Source organism: Acidaminococcus hominis (assembly GCF_022484025.1).
Taxonomy (GTDB): Bacteria; Bacillota; Negativicutes; order Acidaminococcales; family Acidaminococcaceae; genus Acidaminococcus; species Acidaminococcus hominis.
This window is the reverse complement of the sequence record NZ_JAKVMG010000001.1, coordinates 2,689,092-2,702,215: the sequence shown is the minus strand read 5'-3', so window position 1 is coordinate 2,702,215 and position 13,124 is coordinate 2,689,092. Positions and strand designations below refer to the sequence as shown.

9 protein-coding genes are annotated in these 13,124 nt (G+C 49.4%); 3 read left to right on the top strand and 6 right to left on the bottom strand.

From position 1 onward, the window contains the following. Positions 1-8 precede the first annotated feature (8 nt). Together cas3 and LKE88_RS12325 are read right to left on the bottom strand one after the other, a co-directional pair. Positions 9-2,186 carry a CRISPR-associated helicase Cas3' gene (cas3, locus tag LKE88_RS12330; RefSeq protein ID WP_118287109.1) on the bottom strand — a complete coding sequence of 726 codons (2,178 nt, stop codon included), beginning with the start codon at positions 2,184-2,186 and terminating at the stop codon, positions 9-11. Between the two features lie 420 nt (positions 2,187-2,606). Beyond that, positions 2,607-3,062, bottom strand: a complete 456-nt coding sequence (locus LKE88_RS12325; protein WP_276803757.1) for a tetratricopeptide repeat protein — start codon at positions 3,060-3,062, stop codon at positions 2,607-2,609. 266 nt (positions 3,063-3,328) lie between these two features. On the opposite strand from LKE88_RS12325, the gene LKE88_RS12320 reads away from it, so the two are divergent. Together LKE88_RS12320 and LKE88_RS12315 are read left to right on the top strand one after the other, a co-directional pair. Then, positions 3,329-4,120, top strand: coding sequence for a tRNA lysidine(34) synthetase (locus tag LKE88_RS12320; RefSeq protein WP_105325959.1), 792 nt, complete (start codon positions 3,329-3,331; stop codon positions 4,118-4,120). 60 nt (positions 4,121-4,180) lie between these two features. Beyond that, positions 4,181-5,566, top strand: coding sequence for an NCS2 family permease (locus LKE88_RS12315; RefSeq protein ID WP_105325960.1), 1,386 nt, complete (start codon positions 4,181-4,183; stop codon positions 5,564-5,566). 1,178 nt (positions 5,567-6,744) lie between these two features. Here LKE88_RS12315 and LKE88_RS12310 read toward each other — a convergent pair. Then, on the bottom strand, positions 6,745-8,043 hold the full coding sequence (locus LKE88_RS12310) for an IS110 family RNA-guided transposase (protein ID WP_276803755.1): 1,299 nt from the start codon (positions 8,041-8,043) through the stop codon (positions 6,745-6,747). Between the two features lie 920 nt (positions 8,044-8,963). On the opposite strand from LKE88_RS12310, the gene LKE88_RS12305 reads away from it, so the two are divergent. Continuing rightward, a complete protein-coding gene (locus LKE88_RS12305; protein WP_105327083.1) occupies positions 8,964-10,349 on the top strand; it encodes an NCS2 family permease in 1,386 nt (461 codons plus the stop codon). A gap of 86 nt (positions 10,350-10,435) precedes the next feature. Here the strand turns inward: LKE88_RS12305 and LKE88_RS12300 are convergent, their stop codons facing one another. The 3 genes from LKE88_RS12300 to LKE88_RS12290 all read right to left on the bottom strand — a co-directional run bounded on the left by LKE88_RS12300 (position 10,436) and on the right by LKE88_RS12290 (position 13,058). Then, positions 10,436-11,341: a permease gene (locus LKE88_RS12300; RefSeq protein WP_105327082.1), complete on the bottom strand. Its 906-nt coding sequence runs from the start codon at positions 11,339-11,341 to the stop codon at positions 10,436-10,438. A gap of 67 nt (positions 11,342-11,408) precedes the next feature. Further along, a complete protein-coding gene (locus LKE88_RS12295) occupies positions 11,409-12,494 on the bottom strand; it encodes a DUF362 domain-containing protein (protein WP_105327081.1) in 1,086 nt (361 codons plus the stop codon). Positions 12,495-12,527: 33 nt separating this feature from the next. Continuing rightward, complete coding sequence (locus LKE88_RS12290; RefSeq protein WP_105327080.1) at positions 12,528-13,058, bottom strand: cyclophilin-like fold protein; 531 nt, start codon at positions 13,056-13,058, stop codon at positions 12,528-12,530. Positions 13,059-13,124: the final 66 nt, after the last annotated feature.

Genomic DNA, 13,124 nt, shown 5'->3' with positions numbered 1-13,124 from the left:
TTGCAGCATTACCAACATATTCCCATCCCCTCCTCATGATGGTAATGAAAGCCCATTTTCTCATCATAGACTTTTTCCAGATTTGTCAGTATCGCCAAATTTTCGTCTAGTTCAATTGCATAACCATCATTAATCAATTGTTCATATAAACCTTTAGTATGAAAAAAAGCACCAGAATATACGTTAACACTGTATTTTGCTGCCTTTCTCATCAATTCTCTATTGCGCACACCTAATCGTAGTTGATTTGCAATCACTTCTGCGTTTTCGTCAAGAGGGATAAACACTGTTTTGGTGTGATCCTCAATCAAATGAAAATCTTTGGCGATTTGCGCAAATGACAGTCTGTTGGATTTCTCCAAAATCTTTTTTTCATCCAGGATAACCTCCTTAGCCTGATAAAGATGTTTAAAATAATATTCAATGGCATTAGGAGAAGATATTTCATCTGGTATAAAAGCTTTAGTCAATTGCGTACACTGTCGTTCTTGTTTTAGAAATCGACTTTTTTGACTTTCCTCTGTTTGGAAAATATGGACAATACTTTCTTCTAAAGGATGCTTTCCTTCCCGATTACAGCGCCCACCACCTTGAATGAGAGAATCAATTCCGGTTTCTTCAATATATACAACCGGAAAATCAATATCCACTCCTACTGAAATAATGCTTGTAGAAACAACTCGACAGGTTTCACCAGCCTTAAGGCGTCTTTTCATTTCTTCAATGACTTTATGCCGATGAATTGGGCATAAATCTGTAGATAAATACCAGCAGTTATCCTGATCAGCTACAGCAGCATAAACCTTTTGAGCTTCGGCCTTTGTCAGACATACACACAAGGCTTGCTTGCTACGAGAGATTTGTTCTCCAATAGTTTCGTAGGTCTGCAGACCATCATCCTGGAACTTTGTTCTTTTAAAGAATTTGTACATTTCCGAGATATTGTCCATGATTTCCTTAGGGCGTTCTGCAAAGAAATCATCCAAAGCCGGCTGGGTAGCACTGCACAGAACCTCAGTACATTGAAAGTCTTTTGCCAAACATTCCATTGCTTGAGTAACCGCCTTTAGAAAATTTGTTGGAAGCATTTGGGCTTCATCATAAATTATGACACTGTTTGCCACATTGTGAAGCTTGCGGCAACGAGAAGTTTTATTTGCAAACAAAGATTCGAAGAATTGTACATTAGTAGTCACAATTATCGGAGCATCCCAATTTTCTGCTGCCAAACGTTTTTGCAGCATATCTTCATTAGTATCATCATAGTCTACCTGGCTGTGGTGTTCTAAAACATTTTGATTTCCTAAAAAAGATTTTAGAACATATGATGTTTGCTCAATAATAGAAGTATATGGAATTACGTAAATAATACGCTCTTTTCCATATTTTTTAGCTTGTTCTAAAGCAAATGCAAAACTAGAAATTGTTTTGCCACCCCCAGTGGGGACAGTCAGGGAATACATTCCAGGGGGCTCTTTTCCCATAGCAATACAGCGTTTCAGGATTTCGCAGCGTTTCTCGTTCAATGCGTTCTTGGCAGATAAATACCCTTTCTCTTGAAGTTTGTCAAAAAAAGCAGCGTGTAATTCGGGAATAGAAGCAAATTTCCCTCGTTCTTGTTGATGGGGATTCATATATCTTTCTGTATCCAGGAAATCTGCATCCACCAAACTGGAAAAAAGCATTCTCATCCTCATGGTATTTACAATACTATTCTGGCTGCGCAGAAGTTCCATCGGTATTCCCAATTTTTCAGGTTTTCCCAATTCATTCATATACGCACCATAATCTGGAATACGTTTTTTCATTCTTCCGCAGAAGCTGCTTTCTTCTCCTGTATCAAGCTTACTTCCCATATCTGGCAAACCTGCGTGATGTCCCGCAATACACATTGCCTCATACACACTATTCATTTCTCGATTTCTGAACAAGAGTTGTGCTCCAGCAGAAGAATGGTCTACTCCGCCTTTCATCAAACCTCGAATATATTCCTGAAATTCTTTGGAATATTTACCCACATCATGATATTTTCCGCACTGATAAGCCATTTGCTTCATTTCAGGACCTGTTGCAAATGATTCAGCTAATTCTGCAACGTGGATTAAATGATCTATCAGCTGCTGTGGAGCATCCTGTCCTTCACCATTTAAGTGTGCAATGTACTGAGAATCCTCTAGATTTTCCATAGGCCCTCCTTTATGATTTACTTTTCATAAGGAAAGATTGAGGTAGAAAATACTTATTATATAAATTCTCCATATCCTCTAATTTTCCTTCTTTCTGCCTAGAAATATTTCAGAGATTTCAAAAACACCAAGTCGAATCGTTTACTCACAAAATTCTTTATTAAAAAAATTGTGGTACATTGCGCAGGTTTTATTCAATTCTTGACTTCTCTTTTATTCTATCACAAACCATGTACAAAAATAATCCCACTTGAAATTCTTTTTCTTGAATTTCAAGTAAATGATTAAAAATGAACATTTTAATCATTTTAGGTTTGCTTTTCTTGAGGGAAACAAGCAGCAATAATTCTTATGCAGTTAACTGCTTTCTTTTTCCAGCAACTCTCCCCTACAGAAGACAACGTTTTCCCCTCCCCTTCCCTATTCCTTATTTTCTTCTTCTCCTTCCATCGTTCCTTCTGCAAGGATACGGATGGCTTCTGGGTTTCCCAGCTCTGCGGCTTTGGCATAATATGCCCGGGCTTTTTTCTGGTTTGCGGGGGTAGGTTCCTGGGCGGCGTACAGGTCGCCTAGATAGAGCAGGGCTTCGGTATTGTCCTGCTTGGCGGCTTTTTCGAACCAGGGCAGAGCCTGGTCTTCTGCTTCTAACAGTACCAGCAGGGCGCCCAGTTCCACCATTGCATCTATGCTGCCCAGCTGGGCGGCCTGGTAAAACAGTTCCAAAGCGCTGTCCGCATCGTCTCCGGCGCCAAAGGCGTAGTATTTGCCCAATAGGACCAGGGCGTGGGTACTGCCTGCTGCGATTTGCTGCTCCAGGGTTTCTTGCTGCAAGGGGTTCAGTTTTTTGCCGGCAAGGATTGTTTCTTCAATTTCCATCATATATATCTCCTGTTTTAGGCACGCTGCTGGGTGCCGGGTATTTGGGGTATTCGTTTCCAGTGTAGCGGACTTGGGCTCCGGCGTCAATTGTTTCGTCCCAGAACTTGTTATTTTTCGTGAAATTCCTGCAATTATGGTTATCTTCCCACTCAGGCGGCTTCTTTTTGGGGAAGCCGGGAAAACTCGGAAAAAATGTGAAGGTTCTATGTTCTTTGGGGAAAAATTTGCTATAATATAAGGTATTCTTTACGAAGGAGGCTGCTATGTCCAAGAAACCTTACGTGCCCGCAGAGATGCTGACCAAGCTGTGGCGGGCGATGATTGAATTTGACATGATCCAGGAGGGGGACAAGATTCTCATTGGTCTTTCCGGCGGCAAGGACAGCCAGTTTATGACGGCTGCGCTGGCTGAGGCCCGGAAGCACAGTCCTCGCCATTTCGATTTATACGCCTATACGGTGGACGGAATGTTCGCCCCGGATTTTCCCAAAAAGGAACTGGAGGACTTCTGTGCTAAGTACGGCATCGAACATTATTCCGACCAGGTGAATGTGGAGGAGGTCTGGGGTCACCGGGGCAATACGCCCTGCTTCTCCTGTGCCTATTTCCGCCGGGCGGCTACCAACCGGAAGGCCAAGGAACTGGGCTGCAATAAGGTGGCGCTGGCCCATCACAATGATGATGCGGTGGAAACGCTGCTGCTCAATCTGTTCAATTCCGGGCAGCTGAAGACGTTCATGCCCTCCACCTATCTGACCAAATCGGGGATTACCGTAATCCGTCCGCTGCTGTTCTACCGGGAGTCGGAGATTATTGCCAACGGCAAGGAAATCGGGCTGGTGCCCCTGAAGAATCCCTGTCCCTACGATGGCAAGACCCAGCGCCAGGAGATGAAGGAAATGGTGGTCCGGCTGGAAGAATCGGTGCCCCATCTGTACGATCATCTGGCCGCCGCGCTGCGCCGCAGTGAGCAGGAAGAACTGTGGCCGGAGAAGCTGAGTCAGCAGGCCATGCTGGGGCGCTTCCGGGATTTCTGGAAAAAAGAACAGGGCTGACCTGGCTCTTTTATATATAGATTATTATTCCCATGAGGGGGAAGAAAAGAGGAGCTTTGTATGGAACAATTTCTTGAACGGGTCTTCCATCTCAAGGAAGCCCACACCACCGCCCGGACGGAAATCGTCGCCGGGATTACTACCTTTATGACCATGGCCTACATTCTCATTGTCAACCCGCTGATTCTCAGCAGCACGGGCATGGATAAAGGGGCTCTGCTGACGGTTACGGCCATTGCGTCCGCCGTTGGTACCATTTTCATGGCCATCTTTGCCAACTATCCGTTTGCTCTGGCCCCCGGCATGGGGCTCAACGCCTACTTTGCCTACACGGTGGTGCAGCAGATGGGCTATCCCTGGCAAATGGCTTTGGCCGCGGTTTTCGTGGAAGGTGTCATTTTCATTCTGCTGACCCTGACCAGTGTCCGGGAAGCGATTTTCAACACCATTCCTCTGACCCTGAAGCAGGCCATTTCCGTAGGTATTGGTTTGTTCATCGCCTTCATCGGTCTTTTGAACGCCCGGATCATCGTCGCCAACCCGGCCACGAAGGTTTCTCTGTATTCCTTTACCAAGGCCATGTCCGACGGCACGTTCCACAGTGTGGGGATTACCGTTCTCCTGGCCATGCTGGGCATTATGTTTACTGCTATTTTGATTATTAAAAACGTGAAGGGCAACATCCTGTTTGGGATTCTGGGCACCTGGATTGCCGGCATGCTGTGCGAAGCCGTGGGCCTGTACGTACCGGATCCCAAGCTGGGCACCTTCAGCGTATTCCCCAATTTTTCCGGCGGGCTGTCTTCCTTCCTGCCCATCAGCCCGGCGCCTCTCTTTATGCAGATGGACTTTAGCCGGGTGTTCTCCCTGGACTTCTTTGTGGTTATCTTCGCGTTCCTGTTTGTGGACCTGTTTGATACCCTGGGCACCATCATTGGCGTAGCCACCAAGAGCAATATGCTGGACGAAAACAACAAGCTGCCCCATATCAAGGGGGCTCTGCTGGCTGATGCTGTGGCCACCTGCGTAGGTGCTGTGATGGGTACCAGCACCGTTACCACTTTCGTAGAAAGTGCTGCCGGGGTTTCCGAAGGCGGCCGGACCGGGCTGACGGCGGTTACCGTTGCTGTGCTGTTCCTGCTGTCCCTGTTCCTGTCCCCGTTCTTTATGGCTATTCCTTCCTTTGCCACTGCTCCGGCTCTGGTCATCGTAGGGTTCCTGATGTTCAGCTCCATTATCGGCATCGACTTCAATGATCTCAGTGAAGCCATTCCGGCCTACATTGCCATCATTGCCATGCCCTTCTGCTACAGCATTTCCGAAGGTATCTCCTTTGGTACCATCAGCTATGTAGCCATGAACCTGCTCACCGGCAAGGCTCACAAGGTCAGCCCTCTTATGGGGGTATTGGCAGTGCTGTTTGTGCTGAAGTATTTTATGTTGTAAAAAGTTGCTATAACAAGAAAAGTCAGGCTCTTCTCTGCAATGCAGAGAGGAGCCTGACTTTTTGGTTGTGCGGTTAATGAACATTATAGACGTGGTGCCGGGTATCCACTCTCTATCCGTTTTTAATATCAGTGCGGTCGGCAGGGGCTAGTGCTAGTGCCGGGGTTTGAGAAGCAACTACAGAAAATTTGCCCGTGGGCAAATTTTAGCTGCAGAAAACTCTGTGCTGGATTTTTGGTCGACGCTCTCAACGGGTGCAGTACAGGCCTCCTACTTTTGAACCCCATCCGCCGGCGAGTTCGCCGCCACCTTCCCCTTTACCTGTTCGCATAGCGAACAGGTAAAGGGGAAGGCAGTTGCGGCGCTAGCGCCGCGAAAAAGCGGCTTAAACTTCTATCGGCGTCTACCGACGCCACTTCCTTAGCGGTTCGCCGTACTCCAGTCGTTATCGCCTTATAGGCTCAACTCCTGGACGGCTGTCGCATGGGCCTTATTGACCAAACATCCTTTTGATACCTTTTGGGGATGTTTGGATGCGGCCGCAACGCTTGAAGGAAGCGTTCATAGCAATTACTGGTCAGCTTCTTATCAGCACTATGTTTTAGATTTTACTCGACCAGTGGTGAACTAGAAGCCTACCACAAGCGTGTGGTAGGTGGCAGCCGCTAGGCTGACGGAGGAAGTTTATCCATGCATTTGGGAGTCGTATCCATTTCTCAAGGCCCTGGCCACAGAGAAATGGAATATACGACCCCTGCGACAGCCGTCCAGGAGCCGGACCTGAAAGGTTGCCGGCGACTGGAATACGGCGAACCGCTAGGCCGCAGGCCGCCTGCCTTCTCCGCACAACAGCAGTCCAAGCGGGGAAGGTGACTTCCGCAGGAAGTCGGTTGGGGCAAGCACTACCAGACTTCCAGCACGGGCCTATTGCGAGAAACAGAAATATTGCCAAATCAAGCTGTCTGCCTCATTACTGACCGAATTCAATTAGCAAAAATTGATTTCGGTCATGTGATTGCGCAACAATCACAAATGAGGAAGTAGCCACCGCGCTAAAATCTCTCGCCTGTAGCATTCTGGTAATATGTCAAGCATATTTTTTTTAAGATATTCTATGTATTAATCAAAAAAAGGGCGCACTTCACCTGCACCCGATGTTGCTTCAAAAAAAACGGGTGCTATTTGAAATCGTTATTCTGTTCGGCGTTCAACTTTCCGCCGGCGTACAGTTGGTTTTTGACCAGCAAACCAAAAACGAGTCGTACTAATTTACGAGATGCAAGCGCGAGTACTCTTTTATGCTGATGCTTTGGCACTTCAGCATATTTCTTGGCGTAATACTCTGCGTATTCAGGGATGTATCTTCGGACACTGTTTGCAGCCTCTCCAATATAATTACGGAGATATGTGTTACCCGTTCTGAAAACGGGTGTTTCCTCGGCCACGAAGTCGCCTGAATCGCTCTTGCGCCAAGTAAGTCCAACGTATTTAGCTAGCGAATCAGCTGAGCGAAAAGCGGAAATATCACCAATCTCAGCGAGAATGCCAGCAGCCAAGACTGGTCCAATACCAGGAATGGACCGTAGAATCATGTAGGCGTTAGGATTAACGCCCTTGACCGTCTTTTCTATAGCATGATCAATTGCCTTAATTTCCTTCTTGTAAGACTCAATACAGTTGAACGAACTGGCCAGAGCGATTGTCAGGGGTTCAGCTGCACGCTTATCAAGACGATAGGAATCCTGGGCGGCCTTTTTTAGCAATTTAGAGGTTTCAGCTAAGTTTGTAATGCGATTCCGGCTTTTTTTTGCCAGAAATTGTAGGAGCTCTTCTTCGCTGGCATCCACAATATCCTGTACAGAAAAGAATTCTGTCAAAACGGCAGCTGAAGTGGTCCCAAAAATGTTACTAAAGGGCTGTGATTCCTGATCCAAAATCTCCAGTTCACTAAATTTAAGAAACAGATTGGAAATCATGTAGGTCTTTTCTCTTGTGATGCATTCAGCGAGGTGCAGTCGGTGCCGTGTCAGACGCTTGAGTGCAAGAAACTGACTGCCTCTCCAGGGAGAACTCTTGATTTTGCCAACCCGAGCTAAATCAGAAATGATATATGCGTCCGTTGAATCAGTTTTGGAAAGGCCAATAAAAGTTTTTCGGTAATTCGCTGTGATTTTTGGATTGAGACAATAAACATACGGATGAAAAGGCATGAGAATTTCGCTGGCTGACAGGAAATTGGCAATATGAATACTGTACATGGAGGTGGATTCTAATGCGAAAACGATAGTATTTAGATTTCGATGAGAAAGCATACATTTACAGATAGCATTCGCCAATTTTTCAGCGCCAGGCTGATTATTAGGGAAAGAATCAGAAAGAAGCTTATTCTGTTCAAAGTCCATGGCATAGACAACATTGGATTTTGAACTTACATCAATACCGACGTATAAAGTTGACAAAGTGTTGATCTTAATCATGATATCATCCTCCTTCCCAGATCAGATTTGTGAAGCCTGAGCAAAAGGTTTATCCCAGGCATCATGAAGTAACCGCAACCTCGCGCAATTAGCATTCATCCTGTCAGCCTTTTTGCTGGTGCTAAGGCAGGAGATGCAACTTCTGTGTTAGCGGAGTAATGCTTCATGAGCTGGGCCGCATGCTAAAGGGAGCAGACACAGACGAACTGGCTGCAAGGGGAGATAGCAGTGCCTCCGGACATCAGACTCTACTGATATCGTACCATGGGAAAACCTTTTGTTACAGAGCTTCAGATTGTATAGACGGGGAACTGGAAGAGGAAAATTCTCCGAATGGTTCTTACCGCTATACGCACAAAAAATATGTATGTGAGCTGTTTTTAATAACTCACATACATATCATACGAGGGGAGAGGAAAGCATCACTACCTTTGCGAAAGGTAGTGATGCAGGAGAGTGGATACCCTGAACCAGCACACTTCAGGTTCGCTGACCGCACCAACTGGTGGCTATGTTTTCAAAAATAGTCAGCGCTCCGTCGCTTTTTTGAAAATATACCCCAAAGAGAACGGAAAGGCAAACATTGCGAACAACAACCAAGTAGCCCGAATGGGCCTGCACCCATATTAGTAGCGCACCATTGCGTCCCCCATCCAAGATTAGCGGTTCGCCGTATTCCAGGCAGTTTCGCCCTGTGGGCTTGCTTTCCGGACGGCTATCACAGGGCTAGCGCTTTTATCGGTTGTTGCGGTCCATGGAGTATCGTCTCCAATTTTTTATGGTAGTCTACCCCACTAAGTTGTCTTTTTTGGGGTAAAATTTGCTATAATAGAAGTTATTCTACAAAAGAGCGGGTTAAAACCGTTTCTTTTCTTACAAAAATCATTTCTATAGGGGGAAGAAAGAGGAGCTAATTTTCTATGGAACAATTTCTTGAACGGGTCTTCCGCCTGAAGGAAGCTCACACCACGGTCCGGACGGAAATCATCGCCGGGCTTACCACGTTTATGACCATGGCTTATATTCTGATCGTCAATCCTATGGTGCTCAGTACTACGGGTATGGACCGGGGGGCTTTGTTGACGGTGACTGCGATTGCGTCCATTGTGGGGACGCTGTGCATGGCTGCCTTTGCCAACTATCCCTTCGCCCTGGCCCCGGGTATGGGGCTGAACGCCTACTTTGCCTACACGGTAGTCCAGCAGATGGGCTATTCCTGGCACACGGCTTTGACCGCCGTTTTTGTGGAAGGGATTATCTTCATTCTGCTGACGCTGACCAGCATCCGGGAAGCGATTTTCAACGCCATTCCCCTGACCCTGAAGCAGGCCATTACGGTGGGCATCGGGCTGTTCATTGCGTTTCTGGGGCTTCAGAACTCCCGGATTATCGTCGCTAACCCAGCCACCAAGGTTTCCCTGTACTCCTTTTCCCAGGCCCTGGCTAACGGCACCTTCCACAGTGTGGGGATTACAGTGCTGCTGTCCCTGCTGGGCATCCTGTTCACGTCCATTTTGATCATCAAAAAGGTCAAGGGCAATATCCTGTTTGGGATTCTGGGCACCTGGTTTGTGGGCATGGTCTGCGAAGCCACAGGGCTGTACGTGCCGGACCCCAGCCTGGGTACCTTCAGCGTATTTCCCAATTTTTCCGGGGGTCTGGCGTCCTTCCTGCCCCGGGATCCGTCCCCGTTATTTATGCAGCTGGACTTTAGCCATATTTTCTCCTTGGACTTCTTCGCCGTGATTTTTGCCTTCCTGTTTGTGGATCTGTTTGATACCCTGGGCACCATTATCGGCGTGGCCACCAAGAGCAAAATGCTGGACGAAAACAACAAGCTGCCCAACATCCGGGGAGCACTGCTCGCCGATGCAGTAGCTACCTGCGCCGGGGCGGTACTGGGGACCAGCACCGTAACCACCGTGGTGGAAAGTGCTGCCGGGGTTTCCGAAGGGGGCCGGACCGGTCTCACCGGGGTCATCGTGGCCCTCTTGTTCGCCGTTTCCCTGTTCCTCTCCCCGTTCTTTATGGCCATTCCTTCCTTCGCTACGGCTCCTGCGCTAATTCTGGTGGGCTTTTTGATGTTCAGCTCCATTACGGAAATCAGCTTCCAGGATTTCAGCGAAACCATTCCGGCCTACATTGCCATTATTGCCATGCCCTTCTGCTACAGCATTTCTGAAGGCATTTCCTTTGGCATCATCAGCTACGTGGTTATGAACCTGCTCACTGGAAAGCGGAAGAAACTGAATCCGCTGATGGGCGGTTTGGCGGTAGTGTTTGTGTTGAAGTATTTTATGTTGTAAAAAGTTGCTACAACAAGAAAAGTCAGGCTCTTCTCTGCGATGCAGAGAGGAGCCTGACTTTTTGGTTGTGCAGTTTTTGAATTTCCTCAAGCAACGAAAATTCCGTTCACCAGCAGCCCCGTCACCAGGGCGAATAGCATAACAAATCCGATGTACAGCAAGAAGTGTTTCAGTCCCAGGACGATTTTCAGTGCGCCCAGGTTGGTAATTTTGGTGGCGGGGCCGGTGAGCATAAAGGCGGCGGCGCTGCCCAGGCTCATGCCTTCTGCCAGCCACTGCTGGAGCAGGGGGATGGTGCCTCCGCCGCAGGCATACAGGGGTACGCCAATGGTGGCGGCCATCAGGACGCCCCAGGCTTTGTTGCCGCCAAAGACCTGGGTCATCAGCTGGGCGGGTACGTAGCGCTGGAACAGGGCGGAAAGCAGGATGCCAAACAGGAAATAGGGTCCGGTGGCTCTCAGGTTCCTGCCCACGTTTTTCACATACCGCAGCAGCAGGTTGGGGTCTGTGTCATGGCTCACGGGTTCCTGAAACCGACCAAAGGTGAAGAAGGGTTTGTGCCGGAAGAAGATCCGCACCAAAAGGCCTGCCGCCACCCCGCACAAAAAGCAGGTGACCACCCGAATCAGCAGGGCGGTTTTCCCCAGGGCCATACTGTAGATAATCAGCTGGGGATTTAGCAGCACCGAGGCCATGGCAAAGGCGGCCAGCCAGTCGTCCTTTACGCCGCTTTGGGAAAAGGAGGCGGCCAGGGGAATGGTGCCGTACATACAAAGAGGAGAGGCAATGCCCAGGGCGCTGGCGGCCAAAAGGCCCAATACGCCTGTGTGGACCCTGCCCAGGGTGCGGACAGCGCCGTGGATTTTGTCCTTCAAAAAGACGGAAACGGCGGAGCCCAGCAGCATACCCAGGACCCAGTAGCCAAAAATCTGGTCCAATTGCAGGGTAAAGTAGTACCAGATATACACCATTTCCCGCTGGAGAATTTCCATACTCCCCCTCCTTTCCTAATTTGCTAAAAGCGGCCGGCCCGCTGGGTCAGCCGCCTTTATTTGTTTTTTAGTCCAAATCAATCAGCTGGTAGCTCCGGGAGCCCAGGCCGATTTTTTCGGCGCTTTCCAGGGTGTGGATACCGTGCCGGTCTTCAATCCGGTGCACCAGGGCGTCGCTGCCCTTGGAGGCATACACCAGGTCCACGCAGGCCTGGTCCAGGGCCACCGGGTCCGTGGAGGCCAGGATACCGATGTCGTGGATATCCGGTTCTGCCGGGTTGCCGTTGCAGTCGCAGTCAATGGACAGCCGGTTCATGACATTGATATACACAATCCGGTCCCCATTGCCCAGGGCCGTGGAAACGGCCTTGCCGGCGTCCGCCATGGCTTCCAGGAAGGCGTCCTGTTTACCGCTCCAGGGGTCCGTCATACTGGTGCCGCCGCTGTGGATCCAGGCTTTGCCCTGGCTGGAGCCCAAGCCAATGGAAATATTCTTGATGGCGCCGCCGAACCCGGCCATGGCATGGCCCTTGAAGTGGGACAGCACCAGATAATCGTCGTAGTCCTTAAAGGCTGCGCCTACGTAGTCTTCCTTCAGCCGCTGACCACCGCTGACCGGCAGTGCCAGGGAGCCGTTTTCGTCCAAAATCTGGAAATTGGCTATGTCCGTAAAGCCATGGTCCTTGGCCACCTGGTAGTGCATGGCGGTGGTGGAACGGCTGCCGCCGTAGGCCGTATTGCATTCCACAATGGTGCCGTTCACCTTGTGGACCAGTTCCCCAATGAGTTTGGGGGACAGGTAGTTGCTGGCGGGAGGTTCCCCGGTGGACAGCTTCACAGCTACTTTCCCGGCGGGTTTCCAGCCCAGGGCGTCGTAGGCCTTGATCATAGCTTCCGGGGTAATGTCGGCAATAAAGTATACCTTGGGGGCTTCCTTATTGGTGGTATAGTGTTTCAGTTGGGCCAGGTCAAGGACCGCTCCCCCATTGGTGGTCAGGGTTCCGGCGGCAGAGGCTGCTGCCGTGGTTTTGGCCGTGCTGCCCACCGGCTTGGCCTCATTGGGTCCGGCTGCCCCGGCGCTGCTGCCGCAGGCTGTAAAAGCCAGGGAGCCCAGCAGCAAAAGCCCCGCCAGCAAACCTTTTTTCTTATCCATAATACCGCTCCTTTCTGCGCACTGCTTTGCTTCTCAGGGTCTGGTCAGGGACAGGGTCACCTGGACCTTCCCCGGGCCAAAGGCCTGCAGCAGCTGGTCCTTGGTCACGCCTGGAATCTTGCCCAGCCGGGTAAAGTCCCAGGTATTCTGGTCATAGTAAATGGTAATTTTATCACCCTGGTAGAGGATCACGTCCCCGGGTTCCGTGGTGATTTTCGTATCGTTCCGGGGCAGCTCGGTGCCCAGGGGGCCTACCTTTTCAAAATGGCCATAGTCTTCCAGGCTCAGGGTAATGGTCCCCTTTTCCAGAAGTTTTTTCAGGGCCTGGGCACTGGTGTTGTCGGCAAATACTGCCGGGAACACCTGGCTTCCGGCTTTCACATAAAAGGTATTGCCTTCCTGCACCTGGGTGCTGCTCCCCTTGTCCGGGGCAGCCGCTGCTGTTTGGGCAGGCGGCGGAGCCGTTTTCTCGCTGCTGGTACTGCCGCTGGCAGAGCAGGCGGACAGGCTAAAGAGCAAAGCCCCCAAAAGCAGGAGCGCTCCTAATTTCTTTCTGTTTTCCAATGGTATCCCCCCTATTGCCAAAAACAGTTTCTCTTGGGCCTACGCCGTAAAATAAAATCATACAAA